21 protein-coding genes are annotated in these 23246 nt (G+C 63.3%); 13 read left to right on the top strand and 8 right to left on the bottom strand.

The features are described from left to right. Positions 1 to 123: 123 nt before the first annotated feature. On the bottom strand, positions 124 to 1140 hold the full coding sequence (locus RIF72_RS12315) for an NINE protein (RefSeq protein WP_309075169.1): 1017 nt from the start codon (positions 1138 to 1140) through the stop codon (positions 124 to 126). A 369-nt stretch (positions 1141 to 1509) separates the two neighbouring features. On the opposite strand from RIF72_RS12315, the gene RIF72_RS12310 reads away from it, so the two are divergent. The 6 genes from RIF72_RS12310 (at position 1510) to RIF72_RS12285 (ending at position 10203) form a co-directional block, all read left to right on the top strand. Beyond that, complete coding sequence (locus RIF72_RS12310; protein ID WP_309075168.1) at positions 1510 to 2058, top strand: SRPBCC family protein; 549 nt, start codon at positions 1510 to 1512, stop codon at positions 2056 to 2058. Positions 2059 to 2162: 104 nt separating this feature from the next. Next, positions 2163 to 2783, top strand: coding sequence for a hypothetical protein (locus RIF72_RS12305; RefSeq protein WP_309075167.1), 621 nt, complete (start codon positions 2163 to 2165; stop codon positions 2781 to 2783). Between the two features lie 120 nt (positions 2784 to 2903). Continuing rightward, complete coding sequence (locus RIF72_RS12300; protein WP_309075166.1) at positions 2904 to 3638, top strand: YcnI family protein; 735 nt, start codon at positions 2904 to 2906, stop codon at positions 3636 to 3638. 104 nt (positions 3639 to 3742) lie between these two features. Further along, positions 3743 to 4384 (top strand): DUF4232 domain-containing protein, encoded by a 642-nt coding sequence (locus RIF72_RS12295; RefSeq protein ID WP_309075238.1) that lies wholly within the window; start codon positions 3743 to 3745, stop codon positions 4382 to 4384. 55 nt (positions 4385 to 4439) lie between these two features. Continuing rightward, positions 4440 to 9380 carry an ATP-dependent helicase gene (locus RIF72_RS12290; protein WP_309075165.1) on the top strand — a complete coding sequence of 1647 codons (4941 nt, stop codon included), beginning with the start codon at positions 4440 to 4442 and terminating at the stop codon, positions 9378 to 9380. Beyond that, positions 9373 to 10203 (top strand): DNA-formamidopyrimidine glycosylase family protein, encoded by an 831-nt coding sequence (locus tag RIF72_RS12285; RefSeq protein WP_309075164.1) that lies wholly within the window; start codon positions 9373 to 9375, stop codon positions 10201 to 10203. Before RIF72_RS12290 ends, RIF72_RS12285 begins: the two co-directional genes overlap by 8 nt. Positions 10204 to 10384: 181 nt before the next feature. Here the strand turns inward: RIF72_RS12285 and RIF72_RS12280 are convergent, their stop codons facing one another. After that, positions 10385 to 11647, bottom strand: coding sequence for a ricin-type beta-trefoil lectin domain protein (locus RIF72_RS12280; protein ID WP_309075163.1), 1263 nt, complete (start codon positions 11645 to 11647; stop codon positions 10385 to 10387). Between the two features lie 343 nt (positions 11648 to 11990). Between RIF72_RS12280 and RIF72_RS12275 the strand changes: the two genes are divergently transcribed. Genes RIF72_RS12275 through RIF72_RS12265 form a run of 3 tightly spaced genes read left to right on the top strand, consistent with a single transcriptional unit; the run spans position 11991 to position 15582 of the window. Further along, positions 11991 to 13874 carry a glycosyltransferase gene (locus tag RIF72_RS12275; RefSeq protein ID WP_309075162.1) on the top strand — a complete coding sequence of 628 codons (1884 nt, stop codon included), beginning with the start codon at positions 11991 to 11993 and terminating at the stop codon, positions 13872 to 13874. Positions 13875 to 13921: 47 nt separating this feature from the next. Beyond that, a complete protein-coding gene (locus tag RIF72_RS12270; RefSeq protein ID WP_309075161.1) occupies positions 13922 to 14359 on the top strand; it encodes an STAS domain-containing protein in 438 nt (145 codons plus the stop codon). Further along, positions 14350 to 15582, top strand: coding sequence for a glycosyl hydrolase (locus RIF72_RS12265; protein ID WP_309075160.1), 1233 nt, complete (start codon positions 14350 to 14352; stop codon positions 15580 to 15582). The genes RIF72_RS12270 and RIF72_RS12265 overlap by 10 nt, the downstream gene beginning before the upstream one ends. Before the next feature lie 21 nt (positions 15583 to 15603). On the opposite strand, the gene RIF72_RS12260 is transcribed toward RIF72_RS12265, so the two are convergent. Further along, on the bottom strand, positions 15604 to 16233 hold the full coding sequence (locus tag RIF72_RS12260; RefSeq protein ID WP_309075159.1) for a hypothetical protein: 630 nt from the start codon (positions 16231 to 16233) through the stop codon (positions 15604 to 15606). Positions 16234 to 16294: 61 nt separating this feature from the next. Between RIF72_RS12260 and RIF72_RS12255 the strand changes: the two genes are divergently transcribed. Then, a complete protein-coding gene (locus RIF72_RS12255; protein WP_309075158.1) occupies positions 16295 to 17749 on the top strand; it encodes a PLP-dependent aminotransferase family protein in 1455 nt (484 codons plus the stop codon). Positions 17750 to 17859: 110 nt separating this feature from the next. Here the strand turns inward: RIF72_RS12255 and RIF72_RS12250 are convergent, their stop codons facing one another. Then, the gene (locus tag RIF72_RS12250) at positions 17860 to 18342 is read right to left on the bottom strand and encodes a DUF4188 domain-containing protein (protein ID WP_309075157.1); all 483 of its coding nucleotides are present in this window, start codon (positions 18340 to 18342) and stop codon (positions 17860 to 17862) included. A gap of 88 nt (positions 18343 to 18430) precedes the next feature. On the opposite strand from RIF72_RS12250, the gene RIF72_RS12245 reads away from it, so the two are divergent. Beyond that, the gene (locus RIF72_RS12245) at positions 18431 to 19006 is read left to right on the top strand and encodes a TetR-like C-terminal domain-containing protein (protein ID WP_309075156.1); all 576 of its coding nucleotides are present in this window, start codon (positions 18431 to 18433) and stop codon (positions 19004 to 19006) included. 9 nt (positions 19007 to 19015) lie between these two features. Here the strand turns inward: RIF72_RS12245 and RIF72_RS12240 are convergent, their stop codons facing one another. Next, the gene (locus RIF72_RS12240) at positions 19016 to 19708 is read right to left on the bottom strand and encodes an SRPBCC domain-containing protein (protein WP_309075155.1); all 693 of its coding nucleotides are present in this window, start codon (positions 19706 to 19708) and stop codon (positions 19016 to 19018) included. Continuing rightward, the gene (locus tag RIF72_RS12235) at positions 19701 to 20336 is read right to left on the bottom strand and encodes a helix-turn-helix domain-containing protein (RefSeq protein WP_309075154.1); all 636 of its coding nucleotides are present in this window, start codon (positions 20334 to 20336) and stop codon (positions 19701 to 19703) included. The genes RIF72_RS12240 and RIF72_RS12235 overlap by 8 nt, the downstream gene beginning before the upstream one ends. 152 nt (positions 20337 to 20488) lie before the next feature. On the opposite strand from RIF72_RS12235, the gene RIF72_RS12230 reads away from it, so the two are divergent. Next, a complete protein-coding gene (locus RIF72_RS12230) occupies positions 20489 to 21421 on the top strand; it encodes a pseudouridine synthase (RefSeq protein ID WP_309075237.1) in 933 nt (310 codons plus the stop codon). Positions 21422 to 21488: 67 nt separating this feature from the next. Here the strand turns inward: RIF72_RS12230 and RIF72_RS12225 are convergent, their stop codons facing one another. Then, complete coding sequence (locus RIF72_RS12225; RefSeq protein WP_309075153.1) at positions 21489 to 22028, bottom strand: O-acetyl-ADP-ribose deacetylase; 540 nt, start codon at positions 22026 to 22028, stop codon at positions 21489 to 21491. Between the two features lie 54 nt (positions 22029 to 22082). Between RIF72_RS12225 and RIF72_RS12220 the strand changes: the two genes are divergently transcribed. Beyond that, positions 22083 to 22727 (top strand): VTT domain-containing protein, encoded by a 645-nt coding sequence (locus tag RIF72_RS12220; protein ID WP_309075152.1) that lies wholly within the window; start codon positions 22083 to 22085, stop codon positions 22725 to 22727. Positions 22728 to 22741: 14 nt separating this feature from the next. Here RIF72_RS12220 and RIF72_RS12215 read toward each other — a convergent pair whose 3' ends face one another. Beyond that, complete coding sequence (locus RIF72_RS12215; RefSeq protein ID WP_309075151.1) at positions 22742 to 23047, bottom strand: hypothetical protein; 306 nt, start codon at positions 23045 to 23047, stop codon at positions 22742 to 22744. Positions 23048 to 23246: the final 199 nt, after the last annotated feature.

Below are 23246 nucleotides of genomic sequence, written 5' to 3'. Positions count from 1 at the left end.
ATATCAGAGCGAGATTGATCTGATACGCAGCCATCAGCGGACTTGTTCCGGTGGATCTCTTGCAATGACGGAGTGATTCCGCCAAGTGCTAAGAGCTGAGATCCTGGCCCTCAGCGCACGAGATTAGAACTTGTACTCAAAGCCACCCTTGAGGCCGGACTCGAAAACCAGAAGCCCGGTGGCCGCTGGCACGTCCAGCACAACTTTTCCGGTGACTTTCTCGCCGGGTCCCATGCCAGCGCTGGGGAACTGCTCTGCGTCAGGAATGCACGAATACGTCGCGATACTGGCAAGGGAGCCATTGAAGGTGGTGCCGTTGGCTGCAATGTACTTGAAGTCGAAACCGCTCAAGGTGAACTTCGGGTAGGCAGACTGAGCCAACTCAGGCGTGGTCTCAACAGTGATATCAACCGCCACCACGTTGCCATTCTCGGAGGGACGAGCATACGGTTCGGTGCAAGTGACCGGCGTGATGCTGTTGACGGTGAACTTGGTGTGGACGTCGCCGCTCTTGCCGTCACTGATGGTACCGATATCGCCAAAGGCCATCACGAGGTTTCCACGGCTGTTGGTTTCCACATCGTCCGCAGGTGCGGGCGTCGGGGTTGACTTGGTGACAGGTTCAACAGACGGAGCAGTTACCGGGGCAGTGAGGGCTGCGGTTGTTGCGATGCCCTGGCTTACGTTGAACGCGATGCTGGCAAGGATCACTACAGCGGAAACGATGAGGGCGACCAGCTTGTGCCGGTCGTAGCCCTCCAGCGGGCGACGATACTTATCAGTCTGCTTGTTGGCCAGAACCAGGATGAGGTCCACCAATGCCCAAATTCCGAGGCCACCAAAGGTAAGAAGCTTGGCAATACCGGTGCCGATCTTGCCAAGGTAGAAGCGGTCAACGCCGAGGACGCCCACCAGCAATGCCAGGAGCCACGTCACAAGGAAGGACTTGGGCGGCGTGGATGGAGCTTCGTATTGCTGCGCGAATCCCTGTGGCGGTTGGAAAGGCTGGCCGTACGGCTGCTGGAAACCCTCCTGCGGCTGCTGACCGTACGCCGGCGGCGGCTGGTACCCCTGGGGTGCGGGGGGCTGGTAGCCCTGGGGCACGGGTGGTGGCGTGTAGCCAGGCTGATCTTGACTCATGAGGGTCCTTTCAAACGCCGCGCTTTTAGGCGCGGCTAAACACAAGTGGGTTTGATGCGAGTGGGTTGCCTTTATGCTCTGGCAATGAGTGCGAGCTAAAACTGCGACGCTAGCCTGTCTAACGCCCCCAAAGTTGCTCCCCAAAGCACCGGCATATGCACGGTAATTCGGATTTTACAGGGTGGGAGAAGATTAGATTGAACACGACCGGGCTAATGAAACCCGGCTGCCAGGACGTTTGAGGGGCGGGATCTCAGCACTTTCGCAAATCCAAAGCCGCGAGACCTAACCCTTCGGCGAAGGCAGGCGTAGATTGAGCCCGGATGCCGTAAGACACCCTCGGAACCCCCACGGACCGCGGAGGCAGCAATGGCAAAGCGCACACAGAAAAGCACCGACTACGCGTTCGTCACGGTGTGGCGGGTGGCGGGCACACGCGAGGAAGTAGTGGACGTCCTGGGCGACGCCGCGGCTCTCAAACAGTGGTGGCCCTCCGTCTACCTCACGGTCACGCCCGTAGCCCAAGGCGGACCGGATGGAGTTGGTGCATGCTTTGACCTTCATACCAAGGGCTGGCTCCCGTACACCTTGCGTTGGCGACTCACCATTACCGACCCCGTGACCCTCGACGGCTTTGCGCTCACAGCCGAAGGTGACCTCAACGGCACTGGCCGCTGGACATTCGAGACTGACGGTCCGGAGGTCGTCATCACCTACGACTGGCGGGTCAGTGCCACCAAGCCCTTGCTTCGCCGTTTGAGTTGGCTCTTCAAACCGGCCTTCTCTGCCAATCATCACTGGGCCATGGCTCGCGGTGAGGAAAGCCTGAAACTTGAGCTCCGCCGTCGACGTTCCGGGTCCGCAGCGAATGTGCCCGAGCCACCGAAGCCAACTTTCGTTCGCTCCTCGAGGCGTTAAGCGGAGCTATCCACATAGGCACGCATCCGGGTCCTGCCCGGCACCGAACTCCCGATAGAATCAAGACGCCGATAATCAAGCAGCAACAGATGAGGGAGGGGCCCGTGCGCACATCGCAGTCCCGGGTGCCCTTTCATGCGTTGCGGTCGGCCGCCATCTCGATTGTGGTGGTTCTCCTCGCTGCAGTGGCCCACCTCGTGGGTGGCGGAGAACTTCCCAGCGCACCGGTCCTGCTGGCGCTCGTTGCGCTGACGGCTCTGGCTGCCACACTCGCCACCCGGTTCAAGCTGAACTTTCTCACCCTGACGGGACTCCTGGGCGCCGGACAGTTGGCACTTCACGAAGCCTTCACGGCTTTGAGCCCGATAGCCGCCAGCAAGCAGGGAACCAACCACCACCTCGCCGGCGAAGCGTTCAGCCCCGGGCTGGACATTGCGGCGACCCACACCCATGAGCTCGGCACAGCCTTTGGCACCATGATGTTTGTGGGCCACGTCCTGGCCACCATTGCGTCTGCCGTCGTCCTGGCAAAGGGTGAAGATGCATTGTGGCAGCTCGCTGCCTGGCTGCGGCCTCTGCTCGCCCTGCCCTCGTTGGTGTTCAGGCCCGACGCCGGTGCCTCGCCTGCCGCAGTAGGGGCACCCTACGTCTTCATCCCCCGCCCTTGGCGGAACCTTAGGCAAGACAGTCGCCGCGGCCCGCCCGCCGTCGTCGTACTTTCCTAGTTCCGCCCGGCACCTGCGCGCCACAAATCGAGCGCGCAACAGCAAAACCTTTGCATGGTGACGGGCTCCATACCCGTACCCCGCGCCGAATATAGCCGGCGCCCCCGAAAGGCAATTCCCATGAAAACCTCGACTCGCCGCACCCTGTCCGCAACCGCCGTCGCCGGTGGAACCGCTGTCCTGATGATGGCCGGCCTGGCCGGAGCATCCGCGCACGTTTCGGCCGATCCGAACAAGACCGCGGCCAATTCGTACGCGCTGGTGACCTTCGGAATCCCTCACGGTTGCGACACCTTCGGCACCACCAAAGTTGCCATTTCACTCCCCGAGGAACTGAACGACGCCCAGCCGACGGTCAACCCCAACTGGACCGTGGAGAAGGTCACGGAGACCCTCGCGGAGCCCAAGAAGCTGGATGACGGCACCTCCATCACCAAGCGCACAAGCCAGATCGTGTACACGGCAAAGGCCCCTTTGGACGCGCACCTGCGTGACGCCCTGGTTTTGTCGGTCAAGCTCCCGGACGCGGCGGGCAAGACCATCTACTTCCCCACGCTGCAGACCTGCGAACAGGGCCAGACCGACTGGTCCGAAATCGCCAAGGAAGGCCAGGACCCGCACGATCTGAAGGCTCCCGCACCGTCGGTCACCATCACTCCGGCAGATGCCGCAGGCGACCACGACGCTGCGACGACGGAATCCACCGAGCCGGCCTCCGCCGTAACTGACGACGGGTCGCAGGCGCGCAGCTGGGCCGGCCTGATCGCGGGCATAGCGGGCTTGGGCTTGGGCGGCGCTGCGTTCTTCCGCAGCCGCTCTGCCAAGCCGGCAGTGGCCAAAGCCGACACGAAGTAGTTGACATCGGATTGGTGCCCGGAAGATCACAATCCGGGCGCCAATCCGTGCTTCCAACCGTGGCTGAATTGACTCGCATCACGGCCGGAACAAAGCTGGTGCCCATGTGGACTCAGCGCATCAAAACCGGTCTTGTGACGACGACGGCAGCCGCTGCGCTGCTGCTTCTTGCTGCTTGTGGGCCAAGCCCCAGCCCGTCGGGAACCAGCAGTGCCCCGCCAACCTCCTCGACGCCGTCGGCCTCGGCGACGTCAAGCTCTCCTTCTGCCACGGCCACGACGACGCCCTCACCGTCGGCGACAGCAACGTCTGCGGCACCCGCTGCACCCGCGCTGTGCAAGGCCGCGTCCCTCAGCGCCGTAACCGACCCGACCGGCGGCGGTGCGGCCGGTAGCGTCTACGAGAAGCTGATTCTGACCAACACCGGCGCAGCCCCTTGTGTCCTGGAAGGCTTCGCCGGCGTCTCCCTGACTGCCGACGCCAATGGTGAACCAATCGGCGAACCCGCAACCCGCGAAACCACAACTCCGGTGACCAAGATTGAACTGGCCCCGGGAAAGTCGGCGTGGGCCGAAATCCGCTACACCCAAGCCGGCAACTACGGCGACTGCACCAAGGTGCCCGCCGCCGGTTTCCGGATCTACCCGCCGAACGACACCGCGTCGCTTTTCATCCCTGAGACACATGATGCGTGCAGCAACGCCGGTATTAAGCTCCTGACCATCACAGCATTCCAGGCAGTCTGACCGTCTCCCCACGGCTCCGGCTTATTCTGTCGGAGCCGTGGGGCATGATGGAGGAATGCAGGAGCCGCAGGCGTCGGATGGCGCCATCAGCCGATTCAGCCAGGCAACCAGGGAATGGTTCCTAGGCGCTTTTTCCGAGCCAACACCCGCGCAGGATGGGGCATGGAACGCGATTTCTTCTGGTTCTCATGCGCTGGTCGTGGCTCCTACTGGTTCCGGCAAGACACTTGCTGCTTTTCTCTGGGCCCTCGATCGCCTGCATTCCAAGCCCAGTGACACGCTGCCGGGACTGGAGACCGTGCCGGCCAATGGCAAGGGGCGGGCGAAGCGCCCCAAAACCAAGACGCGCGTCCTCTATATCTCGCCGTTGAAGGCCCTGGGTGTGGATGTGGAGCGAAACCTCCGCGCACCCCTGATCGGCATCACCCAAACCGCCAAACGTTTAGGGCTTCCCGCGCCGCTTGTGACAGTCGGCGTGCGTTCAGGAGATACGACGGCGGCAGATCGCCGCACGCTCTTGACCAACCCGCCGGATATCCTCATCACCACCCCGGAATCCCTATTCCTCATGCTGACGTCCCGTGCACGGGAAACGCTCAGCGAAGTGGACACCATCATCATCGACGAAGTGCATGCCGTAGCCGGCACCAAACGCGGCGCGCACCTGGCCGTTTCCCTGGAGCGCCTGGACGCCCTGCTTCCAAAGCCCGCCCAGCGCATCGGGCTCTCCGCCACAGTCCAGCCGCGAGAGTTGGTAGCCCAGTTCCTGGCAGGGCAAGCCCCAGTGGAAATTGTCGCTCCGCCATCCAAGAAGAACTGGAACCTCACGGTCACAGTCCCCGTTGAGGACATGTCGGATCTGCAGGGCGCTGCGGGAGCATTCGATTCCGGGCCGGCATCGGGCCTGCAACCCCAGGCTTCCATCTGGCCGCATGTGGAAGAACAGATCGTGGATCTGGTCCTGTCCAAGCAGTCCACCATTGTCTTTGCCAATTCCCGTCGCTTGGCGGAACGTCTCACAGCCCGACTCAACGAGATCTACGCTGAACGCCAGTTGATGGCGGTGGGCGGTAGCGAGTGGGCGGCTCCCGAGGCGACCGAAGCCAACCCCGGAATCCCGGCCTCCACGGCAACCCCGGCGCACATGATGGCGCAGGCCGGAAGCACTGCCGGAGCCGATCCTGTGCTGGCTCGGGCGCACCATGGTTCGGTTTCCAAGGACCAACGGGCCATGATCGAGGACGATCTCAAGTCCGGCAGGCTCCGCTGCGTTGTGGCAACCTCGTCGCTGGAGCTCGGCATTGATATGGGCGCCGTGGATCTGGTGGTCCAAGTGGAGTCACCCCCGTCCGTGGCCAGTGGGTTGCAGCGCGTCGGGCGTGCCGGGCACCAGGTCGGCGAGATCTCCGAAGGCGTGCTCTTTCCCAAGCACCGCGCAGATCTCCTGCACACCAGCGTCACCGTTGAGCGCATGCTGAGTGGGCAGATTGAACGCCTGAGCATTCCGGCGAACCCGCTCGATATCCTGGCTCAGCAAACAGTGGCGGCTACCGCCTTGGGCAGCATTGACGTCGAGGACTGGTTCAGCACTGTCCGTCGGTCTGCACCCTTTGCGAGCCTGCCACGCTCGGCTTTCGAAGCCACGCTGGACCTCCTTGCCGGAAGGTATCCTTCGGACGAGTTCGCTGAACTACGGCCCCGCATCGTCTGGGACCGGCACGCCGGGACCATCGAAGGCAGGCCCGGTGCCCAGCGCTTGGCAGTGACTTCCGGTGGAACGATCCCGGACAGGGGATTGTTCGGCGTGTACATCATCGGTACGGAAGTCGAGGGCTCAGCTTCCCCCAGCAGTGGGGACGGGAGTGAACCGACCGCCTCGGCCCGTGCCGCCAAGGGAGGACGCCGCGTTGGTGAGCTCGACGAAGAAATGGTCTACGAATCCCGGGTGGGTGATGTCTTCGCCCTTGGTGCCACCAGTTGGAAGATCGAGGACATCACCCATGACCGTGTGCTGGTGTCCCCCGCCTTTGGGCAACCCGGCAAGCTTCCCTTCTGGAAGGGCGATTCCCTCGGCAGGCCCGTAGATCTGGGCCGCGCGCTGGGGGCCTTCATTCGGGAACTCTCGGCCGCAGACGAAGCCCCGGCCATGGAACGTTGCCAGGCCAGCGGATTGGATGCCTTCGCCGCAAGCAACCTGATCCAGTACCTCCGTGAGCAAAAGGAAGCCACGGAAATTGTCCCCAGCGACCGAACCCTGGTGGTGGAACGCTTCCACGACGAACTCGGCGACTGGCGGGTAGTCCTCCACAGCCCGTTCGGCATGCCCGTTCACGCCCCCTGGGCACTCGCTGTAGGGCAACGACTTCAGCAGCGATACGGCTTGGACGGATCGGCGATGGCTGCGGATGACGGGATCGTGCTGCGCGTGCCCATGATGGAAGACGAGCCACCCGGCGCTGAGCTCTTTCTCTTCGACCCGGAGGAACTCGAACAAATCGTCACCGCGGAAGTAGGCGGCAGCGCCCTGTTCGCATCCCGGTTCCGCGAATGTGCAGCCCGTGCGTTGCTTCTCCCTCGGCAGAATCCGGCCAAGCGCCAGCCGCTGTGGCAGCAACGCCAGCGCTCCGCCCAGTTGCTGGATGTCGCCCGGAAGTATCCCTCGTTCCCCATCGTGCTCGAAACAGTCCGGGAATGCTTGCAGGATGTTTACGATCTGCCCGCACTCAAAGACATCGCGGCTTCCGTGGTGCGAAGGGAACTGAGGATCGTGGAGACCACCACGCAGCAGCCCTCCCCTTTCGCGAAATCCCTGTTGTTCGGTTACGTTGCACAGTTCCTTTACGAGGGCGACTCACCCTTGGCGGAGCGCCGGGCAGCTGCCCTCGCCCTCGACTCCACACTCCTTAACGAACTCCTGGGCCGCGTGGAACTGCGCGAACTCCTGGACGCCGCCGTCATCGATTCAACGGAGTTGGAACTGCAGCGCCTCGCCCCGGACCGACGGGTTCGTGGCATGGAAGGCGTCGCGGATCTACTGAGGCTGCTCGGTCCGCTCAGTGTTGAAGAAGTAGCTGAGCGGCTCCAAGGACTGGAGCAAAGTGAGCTCCAGGGAGTGGACGACCTCGAAAAGACCCCGGCGACTCCACATGGCAGCATCATGGACGCCGGGTCCCACCTCACTGCACTGCAGAAAGCCAACCGCGCCCTCAAGGTAACCATCGGCGGCGTCGAGCGTTTTGCGGCAATTGAGGACGCGGCACGGCTCCGGGACGCCATCGGTGTTCCGCTGCCCATGGGCGTGCCGCTCGCGTTCATTGAACCCGTTCACGATCCCTTGGGCGACCTCGTTTCCCGGTACGCGCGCACCCACGGCCCGTTCACGGCCGCCGAAGCTGCGGTGAGGCTGGGATTGGGCGTCGCGGTGGTCAATACTGCCCTGAAGCGCCTGGCTGGCGATGGTCGGGTTGTGGAAGGCGAATTCCGACCACACGCCGTCGCAGAGCAGCCTTTGCAGGCCGCCGACTCGGAGCTTATGAGCGTGGACGCCCCGCCGTCCAGCGAGTGGTGCGATGCCGAGGTCCTGCGGAGACTGCGGCGTCGCTCGCTCGCTGCGTTGCGGGCCGAAGTGGAGCCCGTGGACACCGCAGCCTACGGCCGGTTCCTGCCGGCATGGCAGAACGTGACCTCGCCGGGTAAGTCCCGAAGCCAGGCGTTGAGGGGGTTGGACGGCATCATCACGGCGGTGGACCAACTGTCCGGAGTGCCCATCCCGGCATCCGCTTGGGAGCCCTTGGTACTCGCGGGCAGGGTGGCTGACTACAAACCGGCCATGCTGGACGAACTCATGGCCGCCGGCGAACTCCTTTGGTCCGGCGCAGGATCGCTGCCCGGCAATGACGGCTGGATCAGCCTCCACGTAGCCGATTCCGCTGAGCTGACGCTCAACCCGGACCCTGAATTCGAACCCGGCGATGCCCAGCAGCGGCTCTTGGAACATTTCAGCGCAGGCGGTGGCTACTTTTTCCGGCAACTGACGGATGTGGCTGGTGGGATGGACGCGGTGCTGAGCGACGACGCCGTGGTGTCTGCCCTCTGGGACCTCGTCTGGGCCGGCCGCGTCACAGGTGATACTTTCGCTCCCGTGAGGGCCATGATCGCCGGCGGGAAAACCGCGCACCGGCAGGTCGCCAAGGCACCGCGGGCCCGGGCACCGCGCATGAGCAGGCTTGGCCGTTCCCACGGGACGGGCCTTCTGGGCTCGCCGGGGCTAACAGGTGGTCGCTACGGCTCGGTAACAGGTGGCATTGCGCCTGCCCCGCCCTCGGCAGTTGGCCGATGGTCGGCGCTTCCCGCGCCGGAGCTGGACCCAACCATCCACGCCCGCGGTACGGCTGAGCTTCTGTTGGACCGCTACGGCGTGGTGACGCGTGGTTCGGTCATGGCGGAAAACATCATCGGTGGATTCGGGCTCATGTATAAAGTGCTGGCCCGATTGGAGGAAGCCGGGCGTTGCCGCCGCGGCTACTTCATCGAGCATTTGGGGGCCGCCCAGTTCGCCGTCCCCGCCACGGTTGACCGGCTCAGGTCCTTCACCGAGGACGCCCGCATCTCCAAAGCCGAGCCCTCCGCGCTCGCACTTGCCGCGACTGACCCCGCCAATCCTTATGGCGCTGCCCTTCCTTGGCCTGCGCTCTCGGTCGACGCCGGATCCGGGCACCGGCCAGGGCGCAAGGCCGGAGCGCTGGTGGTAATGGTCGACGGCGCATTGGTCCTTTACGTCGAACGCGGCGGCAAGACGCTGCTCACCTTCAGCCAGGACGAAGCCGTGCTGACAGTTGCTGCCCAAGCGTTGGTGGACGTGGTGCGCCGTGGGGCCGTGGACAAACTCTTCATGGAGAAAGTCAACGGCCACGACCTCCTGGAAACCCCGATTGCTGTGGCCCTCGCGGCCGCCGGCGCCTACTCCACTCCGAAGGGACTCCGCATCCGTGCCTGAAGGCGATTCCATTTGGCGGGCCGCGTCACGGCTGCACGAGGCATTGGCTGGGAAGACCATCAAGACCTCCGACTTCCGCGTGCCGCGATTTGCCACCCTGAACCTGGCGGGCTGGACCATGGCCGAGGTTGTCCCCAGGGGAAAGCACCTGCTCATGCGCCTGACTGGACCTGCTGACGAGGAACCCGGCGCCAGCAGGAAACCCCGGGCCCTGACCATCCACTCCCATCTCAAAATGGAAGGGAACTGGATGATCTACCCACCGGGTGGTCGCTGGACCAAACCTGGCCACACTGCCCGGTGCGTGCTCCGCACGGACTCCGCGGACGCCGTCGGATTCTCGCTGGGCATCCTGGAAGTCGTACCCACAGCTGAGGAAGACAAAATCGTCGGACACCTCGGGCCGGACTTGCTCGGCCCCGACTGGGACGAGGAAGAAGCGCTGCGCAGGCTTCGCACCGAACCGGAGGTCACCGTGGGATTCGCTTTGCTGGACCAGCGGAAACTTGCGGGCATTGGCAATATCTATCGATGCGAGGCGTGCTTCTTGTCCGGCATTCACCCTGCCCTGCTTGTAGGGGACGTCCCTGACCTTGCCAAGACCGTCAACGACGCCAAACGGCTCCTCGGCGAAAACCTGGGTCCCGGGCGGAGGACCACCCTGGGGCCGCGCGCCATGCGCCCCGGGTATTGGGTGTACGGCCGGGAACGCCAACCCTGCAGGCGCTGCGGCACTGCTGTACGCCGCGGCCTCCTTGCAGGCCCGGACGGCACAGAAGAACGGGACATCTACTTCTGTCCGCGCTGCCAGCCGGCTCCATAGTCCAGCATAAAGCTCAACAAAAGGGCCGGACCTGGCCACTGAAAGCCAGCCAGGTCCGGCCAACAGCCGCCGCGACGGCTGCGCGCACCTGCCAGCCCGGCCCGCTACTCCAGGAAGCTCCCCAGCCGCCCCAGCAATAGCCGCCGGACACCGCAAGATGCGCGCCGCCGTCGGACGTTTTCTACGCCATCCGCCACCACTTTTGGTTGGTGGAACCGGCGCAATCCCACAACTGCAGCCCCGCACCGTTGGATGAATTCCAGTCAGTCACGTCCACGCATTTGTCCGCCTGCGGGTTCACCAGATCCCCGGCATTGTTCAGGACGAATTGCTGCGCCGGACTGCCATTGCAACTGGTGAGTTGGACTTGTGCACCGTTGGCCGTCGATCCCCACGCCACGTCCATGCACTTGCCCAATGACTGGATGGTGCCGTTGGCGGCGAAGGTCCACAGCTCTGACGCCGCTGTGTCGCAGTCCCACAGTTGCAGTTTTGCGCCGTCAGCCGCCTGCCGATCGGCCACATCAATGCACTTGCCGGCATAGCCCTGAATACGGGTGCCGGGTGCAGAGGAAGGCGTCGCCGGAACCGAAGCAAGCTCATAGACACGGACATAATCAACCAGCAGGGTCTGAGGAAGCGCCGTGCCCGAATCCGGCGCTCCCGGCCAGTAGCCGCCCACGGCAAGGTTCAGCAGGAGGAAGAAGTCGTGGTCGAACACCCACGGACCGGGGGTAGTGGCCTTGGTCTTTTGTGAGTAGGGAATTCCGTCGATGTACCAAGTAATGGATTCAGGCCCCCAGTCCACCGTGAACGTGTGGAAAGCATCGCCCAGAGCTTTATCGTCGGGCAGGGTGTAGCTGGCGTTGGAGGCGTTGGCCCCGGAGTAGCCGGGGCCGTGGATGCTTCCCCAGACCGTTCCAGGTTCCCTGCCAACGTTTTCCATGACGTCGAGTTCGCCGCTGGCGGGCCAACCTTCGGTGAAGACGTTGTCGCCGAGCATCCAGAAGGCGGGCCACATGCCTTGCCCCTTGGGCAGTTTGAGTCGGGCTTCGAACCGGCCTTGTGTTCGACTGAACTTGCCGGCGGTCAGGAGGCGCGCGGAGGTGTACTGGCACGTCCCGTAGTGGCACTCATATCCGGCAGGATTTTCCCTGCGGGCAGTGATGGCCATGTTTCCCTGACCATCTGCTGCAGCATTATTCATGCTGTTGGTGTAGTACTGCAGTTCGCCGTTGCCCCAGCCGGATCCTCCGGTGTCGTGAGTCCATTTCCCGCGGTCCGGTGCCGTGCCGGCGGGGCCATTGAACTCGTCGCTCCAGACCATTGCTCCGGGCGCGGGCATACTCGCGGCTGCCAGTGCTGACGGTTCCGGAGCTATGAGGGTAGCTGCGATGGTCAAGCCGGCGACGAGCATCGTCAGGGGCATGAGTCTTCGCTTCATGGTGCCACTCTGAAGGCGCATCCCTGATGCGCGCAAGCCTTTTCGGGGCGACACGCAAAACGTCACGGCAAGGAAATAATCAACGCGAATTTACTTTTCAAGTTTGTAACGAGAATGAAATGTCGGCGGGAGAAAGTGTAACCAGGAACCAATTGGCTTGACAGATTTCCTTCAAGTCCGTTGGCAAAAGGATATTCCGTTCGCAGCCGAATTCCTTCCCCTTTGAGCATCGACGATGCAGCTCCAGGCGCGTCAGCCGTGTCCTCCCGAACTTCGCTCTGAGGAGCGTTTGGACATACTGGCGTGCCTTGGCCTTTTCCCCAGCAGTTACCGGAGGCTAAAGATGGGCGTTTACAAACAAATACTGGTAAGGATCCTTGCAGTTCTTGTAGTTTCCTTTGGATTGATTTACATCAGCTGGCGTTGGTCGAGCACTGTCGCGTGGGATGCCTGGTGGATTTCGCTGCCCCTCGTGGCTGCGGAAACCTACAGCCTTGGCGAATCAGCGCTTTACGCGGTGACCATGTGGAACGCCCGACGACGACCACCTCCCCCACATGCCCTGCCGGGCAGATCGGTGGACGTGTTCATCGCCACTTACAACGAGCCACTGGAATTGGTGCTCAAGACGGCTATCGCTGCAAGGGATATGGAGTATCCGCACGAAACGTGGATCCTTGACGACGGCGATCGGGCTGAATTTGCCACCGCCGCCCGGCAGCTCGGCGTCGGGTATATCACCCGCGGTCCTGAGTGGGATGGTCGGCAGCGCTTCGCAAAGGCAGGAAACGTCAACAACGCCCTGTCCATGACAACGGGCGAGTTCGTGGCCATCTTTGACGCAGACCAAGTCCCTGAACCGCGTTTCCTGGACCGCGTCCTGGGCTATTTCGATGCCGAGGAAGTTGCTTTCGTCCAGACCCCGCAGCACTTTTGGAATGTTCCGGAAGCGGATCCTCTAGGAAGCCAGGCGGAACTCTTCTACGGCCCCATCCAACAGGGCAAGGACGGCTGGGACGCAGCGTTCTTCTGTGGCTCGAATGCCGTCCTTCGCCGTGAGGCCCTCATGGCCCTGGGCTTGACCCGCTACACGCGGACGGCAACTGAGCAGACCTGGCGTGCTTTGCGTCGGGGCCGATCGCGTTTGCAGGACCTTCACGGCGAACTGGGTAGGCGTCATCCCGCGGCCATGATCGTGGCAGAGCAGGCTTTGGAGGCAGTGGCACGCGCGGAGCACCAAGTCCGCAGGGGCGATGTCCTCGCCGAGATCACTTTCGAGCTCCGCGTCGCCTTCCATACAGCCGCTTTGGCAATCCCGGATGCCGTGGAGGACGTGGCGCCGGAGCTGGACGCCGTTCTGGAATCAGTGGATGTGGCCCACACGGACCAAGCACTGGCCATCCACCCCATGGACACCACCACCATCACCGAGGACATGGCAACGGCCATGCACCTTCACGCGATGGGGTGGGGCAGCGTCTACCACCACGAGGTCCTGGTCCACGGGTTGGCCCCTGAGGACGTGTCCACCATGCTCTCGCAGCGGCATCGATGGGCGGCCGGCACCATGCAGGTGTTTTTCAGTGACAATCCGTTGTTTCTTCGGGGCCTCACCGTGGCTCAGCGACTGATGTATCTGGGCACTATGACGAGTTATCTGAATGGCTTCGCGGCCCTGACCTATATCGCTGCGCCAGTGGTGTTCCTGGTGGCCGGTACCTACCCGCTGACTGCCAGCCCTGTGGTGTTCTTCTGCCTCTTCCTGCCCTTCTTCATTTCGTGCCAGCTGCTCTTCCAAGTCGCGGGCAACGGGTCGAAGGGATTGTGGCGCGGCCAGCAATGGTCCTTTGCGCTGTTTCCCACCTGGATCGCGGCCACGTGTTCAGGTGCGGCAGCGGTTTTCCTTGGCAAGCACCTCGCGTTCTCGGTGACGGCCAAGAGTAAACAGGTCACGGGCCGTGGATTCCAGCACGTCAGGATACAGGTGGCTGCCATGGCGTTGCTGGTCGCGTCCTCGTTCATCGGCGTTGCGCGCGTGTCGACCGGGGAAGCGCCGCTCTATCCCACCCTCATCACGTTGGCCTGGGTCGTCTTGGACCTGGCGCTTTTGAGCGTGGTGATCGGTGCCGCAAGATACCGGGGTCCCGGCGACCACCTCGTTGAACCGATGCCCACTCCCAAGGAACTCACCAGCGTTCTGAGCGCTCCGCCCCAAGCCGCACCCTAATAGCACATCAGTAAATGCCGTTCCAACCCCCAGCAAGGAGCGACCCCATGTCCATGCTCTCCCATGCCCCGAACACCACCTCCACCGCCTTGAAATCGTTGGAACTGACCATTACCGGCGCCTTGGACGCCGCTACCGTTCTCGCTATTCGCCAAGCATCGGCCCGAGCCGCCGCGGACGGCCCTGTCCTGATCCTGCTGGATGTCGCGGAGGTGACATCAGTGGGAGCATCAGGCGTAGTAGGGGTGCTTGAGGTGCTGCACCTGCTCCGATCGCGCGGCGGCGATCTCCGCCTCTTCGGCGATTCCAGCGAGCTTCAGGAAACCCGCCTCCAAGCCCATCTGGGTCACGTCGCGCGTATCTACGCAACGCGCCAAGATGCCATCGACGGCGGCGCAGCGCTCGTCCGGCCACGCGGGCTTGCGCCTCGCTTCAGTTGGCGGGCTCTCTTCAGACGTCGTTATCGCTCCATTGGATGGGGCTGACCGTGGCGCAGACTCCTCCTACCTTCACAGGGCATCCAAACAGAAAACGTCGGCGGGCCAGCCTGCTCATCCCCTTGGTGGTGACGGCCCTGGCCGCCACTGGATTGAGTTTTGCTTCCAAGGAGGTGGTGCCCGTAGTCCAGGCTCTGTCTCTCTGCCGGGCCGGAGATGCTTCCACCATGATCCCCAAGGATGGTGTGCTTCTGGGCGTAAACCTCGATTGGGACTCGGAGACTTTGGCCGAGCACCGGCAAAACCTCGGCCATGACCCGGCGGTGGTAGTGCAGTTCTCGGATATCCCCTACGACGACGAAACGTGGGCTCACACCACCAATGCCGTCACCCAGGTCCGCCCAACAGGCGGCGTGTTGCTCCTGACCTTGGAACCGCACGGTGGCCTGGAGACCATGAGCGAGGAAGTGATCGCCAAACTGGCTACCGACTTACGGGTCATCAACGATCAGGGGACGCCCGTCGTCGTACGTTTTGCGCATGAGATGAACGGGTCATGGTATTCCTGGGGCCAGCAACCGCTGCGTTATGTGGAGGTATTCCGCAAAGTGGCCGCTGCAATTCACGCTGGAGCGCCGGGCTCGTCCATGATGTGGGCCCCGAACTATGGTGGTGGCTACCCGTTTACGGGAGGCCAGTTCGCGGCCCGTCCGGGCACCGGCGATTTCGCTGCCCTCGACACGGACCATGACAGCACGCTGACCATGGCCGACGACACCTACGCGCCCTACTATCCAGGGGACGACGCCGTGGATTGGGTGGGAGTTTCCCTGTATCACTGGGGCAACCAGCGGCCGTGGGGAGACAACGACATTTCTGAGTCCGGCAAGTTCCTCGCCATGCTGACCGGCACCTATAGCGGCACCGCCGGCGACGACAGTTCCGTCCCGGATTTCTACCAGGTGTACGGGGTGGACCACAACAAGCCGGTAGCCATTCCGGAGACGGCGGCTATCTTCACCCCGGCCCGCGGTGGGGCGTCCGAGCTGGACGTCAAGCAGGCATGGTGGCGTCAGGTCTTCTCCACTGATACCCACCGGAAGTACCCGCAGTTGAAGATGATCAACTGGTTCGAATGGAAGAAGTACGAGATCGAGATTAACGACGACGTCGACTGGCGGAGCGCTGGATCGCCCGCCATCCGAGACGCCTTCAGTGAGGACCTGCCGGACTGGTTGCAGTATGGCGAGGACTTGGAGGCATGCCGCTAAGCGGCGCCAAAGTGGCGGCCGTCAGGCGGCCGGCGCGGCCTCCACGACTTCCGTGGGGGCCGTTGCTTTTGCCCGCTCCGGGACCATGAACTTCGGCAGCAACACCTGCACGATCGGGCCGATCGCCAGGGCGTAGACCACCGTGCCAACACCGACAGAGCCGCCCAGCAGGAAGCCGACAGCAAGGACAACTATTTCGATTCCCGTGCGGACCAGGCGGACTGACCAACCGGTGCGGCGGACAAGTCCAGTCATCAGGCCATCCCGTGCACCCGGTCCAAGGCGGGCACCGATGTAGCAAGCGGAGGCAATGCCGTTGAGGATCACGGCACCGGCGAGCATGGCGATCTGTCCGCCCAGATGTGAGAACTCCGGGATGAGCCACAGTCCCAGATCGGCGAAGAGACCCACAAGAACCGCGTTGGCGATGGTTCCGATCCCTGGCATCTGCCGGAGCGGGATCCACAGGAGAAGAACCAGGAAGCTGACCGCGATCACCACAACACCCATGCTGAAGCCGGTCTTTTCGGATACGCCTTGGTGAAACACATCCCAAGGGTCCAAGCCCAGGCCGGCGCGGATAAAGATGGCCAAGGAGATGCCGTACATCGCGAGGCCAATGAGGAGTTGAGTGATTCTTCGGGTCATCATGAAGTACATCATCCAAGGAAACTGGCCTTGTATTCCATAGCCAGTTTGGAATACTGGTCTTATGTCCGGCTCTCTGAATCCCACCGCACTCGTTCGCCTCCTCGGCTCTTGGAACTCCGGCGCCCTTCCCGCCTACCGTGAGCTGGCCGACGTCGTGCGTTTGCTGGTGATGGACGGCCGCATTCCGCTGGACATCGCGCTGCCTAGCGAGCGGGCGCTCGCCCAGACGCTCGGGCTCAGCCGGACCACGGTCACTGCCGCGTATGCGAGCCTGCGCGAACAGGGATTCCTCACGGCAGGTCAGGGTAGCCGCGGACGGACATGCATCCCCCACCGCACTGCACCAGTGAGCGCGCCCGGGCTCGCGGTCCCCGAGGGACTCCTGGATCTCGCCTATGCATCACTACCAGCGGCCGGCGAGGTGGTGCATCGCGCCTTCGCTGACGCGCTGACCGAGCTGCCTGCCCTCTTGCCCGGATTCGGGTACGACGCCGTGGGAGTGCCGGCCCTCCGCGAAGCCATCGCAGAGAAGTACACAGCGGAAGGGGTGCCAACGACGCCGGACCAGATCCTCGTCACGTCCGGTGCACAGCATGCCCTCAACATTGTGCTGCGCGCCTTGGCCGGAAAGCAGGACCGGGTCCTAGTGGAACACCCTACGTACCCCAACGCCCTGGACGCCATCCGGGCCGCGGGTTGTAAACCGCTGCCTGTGGCGCTGCCCTCGGGCACCTCGCCGGCCTGGGACATCGATGCGATGGTGGCCACAATGAACCAGCAGCGCCCCGCCATGGCCTACTTGGTGCCGGATTTCCACAATCCCACCGGGCGCATCATGTCCGACCTGCAACGCAGACGCCTTACGCGGGCGGCCGCTGCTTCCGGAACCGTGCTGGTGGTGGACGAAACGCTGCGTGGGTTGAATCTCGACGGCGTCCGCACCGCGCCGATGTCGTCGTTCAGTCCTGCAGTGGTTTCCATCGGGTCGCTGAGCAAATCGCATTGGGCGGGCCTCAGGACCGGGTGGATTCGGGCGGACGAATCCCTGATTACCCGCTTTATCGCGACGAGGACAGTTATGGATCTGGGCGGGCCCGTGGTGGAACAACTGGCGGCGGCGCGCCTGGTGCAGTCGTTCGCGGAACCGCTTGATGCCCGACTTGAGGAGCTTCGACATAACCGGGAATCACTGCTGGGGTTGCTCGCTGAGCACTTGCCGTCGTGGGAGGTGGAGCGGCCCCGCGGCGGACTCACTGTGTGGTGCCGCCTACCGTCTGCCTCAAGCACCGCGCTGACCGTGCTCGCGCCCGACTTTGGCGTTCGGTTGGCGGCCGGACCCCGCTTCGGCGTGGGTGGCGCGTTCGAGCACTACCTGCGTGTTCCCTACACCTTGTCCGCCGCACAGTTGGAGTTCGCCGTTGGTGCGCTCCGCGCCGCCCAGGACAAGCTCGACGCCGCACCCCACCTCCGCCGGACGCTTAAGACCGAGCGGCCAGCCGCCGTCGCGGTCGCCTAAACCGCCGCCCGTTTGGTCCCGCCCACCCCACCCAAGTAAGTCGCAGTTGAGGTCGTTCTGAGGGCTCAGAACGACCTGTGCTGCTACCTAGTTGGGGCTGGGTCTGCGGATCATGCCCGCCCGCCCATGCGTTGCTTCGCCGAGTTGCTGCCGGGTCCCACCGGCGTATGCGAGGTCGCCTTTGCCAAGCCGAACAGTGGCATGCCGTTGTACACCACTTCAATACCCGACGCCGGGACTTGGTAAGTCTCGTGCCACACGCCAACGTCGCCGCTGCCCGCGAACTCCTTCATGAATTTCCGCCACGGGCCCAGATGCGGCGAATCCCTGTCTGCGGCAAAGCGCCTCAGATGCTCCGGACTTTCCCAGTAGCTGAGCAGGACGGTAGTCCGCCCGAACCACTGCTCGCTGCCAAGGAAACCGGCGTCCGGGTTCTTGGCAAGGTGCTGCATCATGGCGGGCATGGCCGACGCCACTTTGGCGACGCGGCCCAGTTTCCACCACCGGTTTGCCCGCATCCCGATGAGGAAGACGGTCACTGTATCGCGCCCGATATCCGCAGTGAAGCGGCCGGGAAAGATCTCCTGTGCCATGTGAATCCTTCAGTTGGGGAACTCCTGAGTTCCTGAATCCAGGTTTCATAACGTTGTTATGAAACAATGTTATGAAACACTTGAGTGCATGGCAAGACCTGTAGTTCATGATCAGCACGTCCAGGACCGACTCCTCGCAGTGACCGCAGAACTGGTAGACCGCGAGGGGCCCGCCCGCGTAACTCTCCGCGATGTAGCAGCCGCGGCAGAAACGTCCACCACCGCGATCTACTCCCTCTTCGGCGGAAAAGCGCAGCTGTTGACGGCCGCCGTCGACGACGGTTTCCGCTCCTTTGGTGCGTCCCAACGCGATGCGGCCAAGGACGGGCTGTTGGGATTAGGCCGGGCCTACCGCATCTGGGCACTGGATCACCCGGCCCTTTACCGCCTCATGTTTGGCGGCGCGCTGGCCGCTTATGTTGATTGCAGCCCGACGCCGGAAATCGCCTCCGATTCAATGCTCCCCCTGGTGGAGGCGGTAGCCGCCGCCCAGTCAGCGGGCGCTCTGCGCAAGGACGACCCCGCGCTCATTGCGATGGCCATCTGGGGACAGGTCCATGGGCTCGTCAGCCTGGAGCTTGCGCAGATGAATGATACCTCCACCGATTGGGCCTCGATCTACGAGGCCGCCTTGGAATCCGTGGCGCGGGCCTGGGCGGCCTAACCACAACTGCTACGCGTACACCTTCTCCAGGAACGCACCCCAGGCCTTGGCCGTAAGTTCGGCATCGCCGGAGCCGCTGAAGTCGTGTACCGTCATCCCGACCGGAGCGCCGAAGGCGTTCCGACCGAAGAAGCGGTACATCGTATCCACGCCCCGGAGGCCCAGGAAGTTCTCGTTGGCAAAGTCCACTACCCCAGCCAGCTGCCCCACGCCGTCGACGTCAACATCCACTGCGGTACCGGCGGCTACACCGTCCACATTCAAGGCCTTTTTCAGCTGAACGAATCCACCCACCGTCTGCGAAGAAGCAGGCGCCTGAATGTCCGTGAAAACCACGGGCTTGCCGTCGAAGTACTGCAGGTATTGACCCAACGTGTGCAGGTAGAACTCCGTGTGCTTGCTGGCGCCGTCGTATTGCTCATCCCAGTTCTCGGCAAAGATCCCGCTGTGAACGTAGTGCAGCTTGGCGCGGCCACCTTCCAGCGGCTCAAGGATGTGCTCCAGCTGGTTGAACCACCCGTCCGGGCCGTCCATGCGGGATACCAAGTGGCTGGGGTATTCCTCGGTGGTCTTGACGTCCGGCCACTGATCCGTGGGGAACATCCATGCGGGAGTGTCCTTGGTGACCGCCTGCCACACACGCTCGGGGGTGCCGGGCAGCTCGACATCCGTCTCGATTTCGAATTTCCGTTTATCAATCATTGCCTTGATCCTTTTCTGCTGATTGCTGAGTTAGAGGGGCCTTGAGAGCAGGGTGAAGCACGACGACGAGCCGGTGTTTGCGTCCGCCGCCCGCCACGGCGGCAGCACCGCCGTCGTGGTACTTGTCCACGAGTTGGGTCACCGCCACGCCGAGTTCTTCCGCGAATGCTGCGCGTTCGGCAGCCGAGCGGAAGGTGATCTCGCCGTCGATCGCAAAGCTGGCCAGTTTCTTCTTTGCCACGGCAGCCCCAGCGATGAGCTTGCCCATCTCCTGCACAGTGCGGGAGGCCAATGACAGCAACCAGAAAGCGGAGAACCGGTCAGAGAAGCGCCGCGGATCCGGCGCCACAGACGCCAAGGCGCCGGGTGAGATCAGGTACGACGCCGCCGTCGCACGCAGTACGCGCTCAGTGACGTTGCCCTTGCGTCGCTCCTCCACCAGCTCCACTAGCCCGTGCCGTTCGAGGGCTTTGAGGTGGTAGTTCACTTTTTGCCTGGGCAAGCCAACTTTCGAGGCCAGCTGCGTGGCGGACGCCGGTTCGACGAGCTCCCGCAGAATACGGGTGCGGATCGGATCCAGCGACGCTTCCGCCGCGGCCGGGTCCTCGATCACTTCGATGTCCAACATGCTTCAAGTATGCTTACCGACAACTTTTATTGTCAAGAACTTTTTTATCGTCGGTTACCTAGTCCCCCTGTGGGGCCTGCTCTGCGCGCCTCGCGGGCTACTTGGGGCGCAAAGCGGGCCCCACAACGCGACGCCGGTAGAATTGTCCAGTGATGCAATCCCCCCTCCCCGTCCGCGACGGCGTGAACGCGACCCGCCTGCGCCTGCCGGATGAGGGACCGTGGACCACCGCAATGGACTATATGATGCACCGCTGGGGCCATATCGATCCGCAAGGCATCGAGGACCGCTTTGACGCCGGCGAGATTGTGGGCGAAGGCGGCGTACCGCTTAACCGCAGCACCAAGCTGGAGGACCACACCTTCATCTGGTACTACCGCACGCTCCCCCCGGAGACCCGCCTGCCCGTGGAAATCAACATCCTCCACCAAGACGAACACATCCTGGTGGTGGACAAACCGCACTTCCTCCCCACCACGCCCGGCGGCACCTACATCCAGGAATCCGCGCTGGTCCGGCTCCGGAACCTGCTCAACCTCCCGGACCTCATCCCCATGCACCGCTTGGACCGCATGACGGCCGGCCTGCTGCTGCTCTCCACCAACCCGGAGACACGCGGCAAGTACCAGGTCCTCTTCGAGAAGCGCCAGGTCCAGAAGGAATACGAGTGCGTGTCAGCCGCGACGCCGGCCGCAGGCTATCCCGCCGTCGAATTCCCGGTAGTGGTCCGCAACCGCATGACCAAGTCCCGCAGCTACCTGCTCGCCGAGGTCATCGAGGGCGAACCGAACGCGGAAACCCGGATTGAACAGACAAAAATGTTCGACGCCGGAACTCACCAGCGCGCCTTGTACCGACTGGAGCCGCACACCGGAAAGACGCACCAACTCCGCGTGCACATGGCTTCGCTTGGGCTGGGAATCGTCAACGACGCCTTCTACCCGGACCTGCTGGACAAAGCCCCGGACGATTACTCGAAACCCCTTCAATTGCTGGCCCGCGGGATCTCATTCGTGGACCCCATCAGCAAGCAAAGCGTGGAATATCGCAGCAAACTAGAGCTCAGCGAGGCCCACCCCTCTTAAAGCGACGCGGGGTCACTCATGGCCCAAATTTCGCCCCAGCAAACGCCATATCCGACGCCGCCATGCCTCAGGCGCCGAACACCGCCCGGAAGACCGCCGTCGTCTCTTCCGAAAACAGCACGAACTCCACCAGCTCAAGCGGGCTGCCCTCAGTGCCGCGGACTGAAACTGACGACGAAAACCACCGCACGGCGTCGAACGCTACCTCGGCGACCTGAGTGGCGTCCCAGCCATAAATTCCGGCGCTGATCGCAGGAAAGGCGATGGATCTGGCACCAAGCCCCGCCGCCACGTTCAGGCTCTCGCGGACGCACGACGCGAGCAGCGCCGGATCGGTTTGACCCGCGTGCCGGTTGGGTCCCACTGTATGGATCACCCAGCGTGCGGGGAGCCGGAAGGCGGGTGTGGCGACGGCGGCACCCACCGGAAGTCCGTCCTGCAGTTGCGTCCGGCGCAGTTCGCGGCATGCCTCAAGAAGTTCCAGGCCCGCGGCCCTATGAATGGCGCCGTCTACCCCCCCTCCACCCAGCAGTGACGAGTTGGCGGCGTTGACAATCGCGTCAACACCGCGGGTGGTGATATCTCCGCGCAGAATCTCGATTCGCATGGCGCCAGTCTCACTCCCGAGCGGGGGACGCGGCAAGTGCGGTACCTTTTGCCCATGGACATCACCGCTCCAGAGACATGGGGATCCGCAATTTACCTGTGGATTGTCCCCATAGTGTTGGGCGATGCCATCTTCCCGCCCATCCCCTCCGAGATGGTGGTGATCACCGGCGGGGCGCTTGCAGCCGACGGCCACGCTAACTTCTGGCTCATCCTCTTCCTGGCCGCGTTCGCGTCCTGGCTGGGTGATATGGCCGTTTTCATGCTGTTTAAACGGCGCATCAGCCACGTTCTGGACCGGTGGTCGTGGGGCCGCCGGGTCCACCGCGGAATCCATGAGGCCATCGCCAAAGCCGGCCGCTCATCAACCTACGGCGCCATCATTGGCGCTCGGTTTATCCCCGGTGGCAGGCTCGCTACTTCATCCGCGGCAGGCATCGCCAATGTTTCGGTCCGCGGTTTCAGCCTGTGTGCCGGCCTGGGCGCAGTGCTGTGGGCAGTGTGGCAGGTCGGCTTGGGCTACTTCACCGGCTCCACCACCAAGCTTCCCTTTTGGGCCAGCTCACTCATTGGGGTGGGACTGGGACTGGTCATCGGCGTGGTGGTTGGTTTGATCGTCACCCGGCGCCGCGGCAGCCGATCCCCCGTGGACGAACCGTTCGACGCCGACAAGCCCGGCGACGTGCCGCAGCCGGAGTAGCGCTGACAACTGTTCTAAACCGGCGACCAACGACCGCGGCTTCGGCGCAACACGTAGAGGCTTCCAGTGACCGCTACACGTTCGACGGCGTCACGCATCATGGCTGCCGATGTCCGGGCTTCGTGGTTCTCGCCCGAGTAATCCCGGTCGCCTACTGTGAAGCGGAGGCTGATCTGGGGTACTCCTCCCACGATGTCGAGCTGGTTCGATTCGACATGGTGGCGTGTTTCCAGTGCTTCCACCGCTGCGGCCATCACCGATTCGGGCGCATTGCCCGGCTTGAGGCCAGTGATCTTCAACTTGGTCTGGAACGACGGCATCCCACTACCCTAACGCTCTATCACATCCCGCGCCCTTGGACGGATCCCTCTCTCCCCTGGTGAGAGAGGGAGTGCGCTCGTCAAGTTTTTGAGACAGGTTTCGTTGTTGTTGGTTAGGCTGCCAGGGGTTGCTGGCGGCGGGGGTTGTAGGTGGTGTGGGCGGTTAGTGGGGCTGCGCCGCCGGCCCTTCTGTTGGGTC

Origin of the sequence: Paenarthrobacter sp., assembly GCF_031180005.1 — a bacterium.
In the GTDB taxonomy this organism is placed as follows: Bacteria; Actinomycetota; Actinomycetes; order Actinomycetales; family Micrococcaceae; genus Arthrobacter.
Note: the sequence above shows the minus strand (reverse complement) of the source record. Positions and strands in the feature narration are given on the sequence as shown.

Coding starts and splice junctions, on each gene's coding strand:
- RIF72_RS12315 (WP_309075169.1), bottom strand. CDS start 1,140: ATGAGTCAAGATCAGCCTGGCTACACGCCACCACCCGTGCCCCAGGGC.
- RIF72_RS12310 (WP_309075168.1), top strand. CDS start 1,510: ATGGCAAAGCGCACACAGAAAAGCACCGACTACGCGTTCGTCACGGTG.
- RIF72_RS12300 (WP_309075166.1), top strand. CDS start 2,904: ATGAAAACCTCGACTCGCCGCACCCTGTCCGCAACCGCCGTCGCCGGT.
- RIF72_RS12295 (WP_309075238.1), top strand. CDS start 3,743: ATGTGGACTCAGCGCATCAAAACCGGTCTTGTGACGACGACGGCAGCC.
- RIF72_RS12290 (WP_309075165.1), top strand. CDS start 4,440: ATGCAGGAGCCGCAGGCGTCGGATGGCGCCATCAGCCGATTCAGCCAG.
- RIF72_RS12280 (WP_309075163.1), bottom strand. CDS start 11,647: ATGAAGCGAAGACTCATGCCCCTGACGATGCTCGTCGCCGGCTTGACC.
- RIF72_RS12275 (WP_309075162.1), top strand. CDS start 11,991: ATGGGCGTTTACAAACAAATACTGGTAAGGATCCTTGCAGTTCTTGTA.
- RIF72_RS12270 (WP_309075161.1), top strand. CDS start 13,922: ATGTCCATGCTCTCCCATGCCCCGAACACCACCTCCACCGCCTTGAAA.
- RIF72_RS12265 (WP_309075160.1), top strand. CDS start 14,350: ATGGGGCTGACCGTGGCGCAGACTCCTCCTACCTTCACAGGGCATCCA.
- RIF72_RS12260 (WP_309075159.1), bottom strand. CDS start 16,233: ATGATGACCCGAAGAATCACTCAACTCCTCATTGGCCTCGCGATGTAC.
- RIF72_RS12255 (WP_309075158.1), top strand. CDS start 16,295: ATGTCCGGCTCTCTGAATCCCACCGCACTCGTTCGCCTCCTCGGCTCT.
- RIF72_RS12250 (WP_309075157.1), bottom strand. CDS start 18,342: ATGGCACAGGAGATCTTTCCCGGCCGCTTCACTGCGGATATCGGGCGC.
- RIF72_RS12245 (WP_309075156.1), top strand. CDS start 18,431: ATGGCAAGACCTGTAGTTCATGATCAGCACGTCCAGGACCGACTCCTC.
- RIF72_RS12240 (WP_309075155.1), bottom strand. CDS start 19,708: ATGATTGATAAACGGAAATTCGAAATCGAGACGGATGTCGAGCTGCCC.
- RIF72_RS12235 (WP_309075154.1), bottom strand. CDS start 20,336: ATGTTGGACATCGAAGTGATCGAGGACCCGGCCGCGGCGGAAGCGTCG.
- RIF72_RS12230 (WP_309075237.1), top strand. CDS start 20,489: ATGCAATCCCCCCTCCCCGTCCGCGACGGCGTGAACGCGACCCGCCTG.
- RIF72_RS12225 (WP_309075153.1), bottom strand. CDS start 22,028: ATGCGAATCGAGATTCTGCGCGGAGATATCACCACCCGCGGTGTTGAC.
- RIF72_RS12220 (WP_309075152.1), top strand. CDS start 22,083: ATGGACATCACCGCTCCAGAGACATGGGGATCCGCAATTTACCTGTGG.
- RIF72_RS12215 (WP_309075151.1), bottom strand. CDS start 23,047: ATGCCGTCGTTCCAGACCAAGTTGAAGATCACTGGCCTCAAGCCGGGC.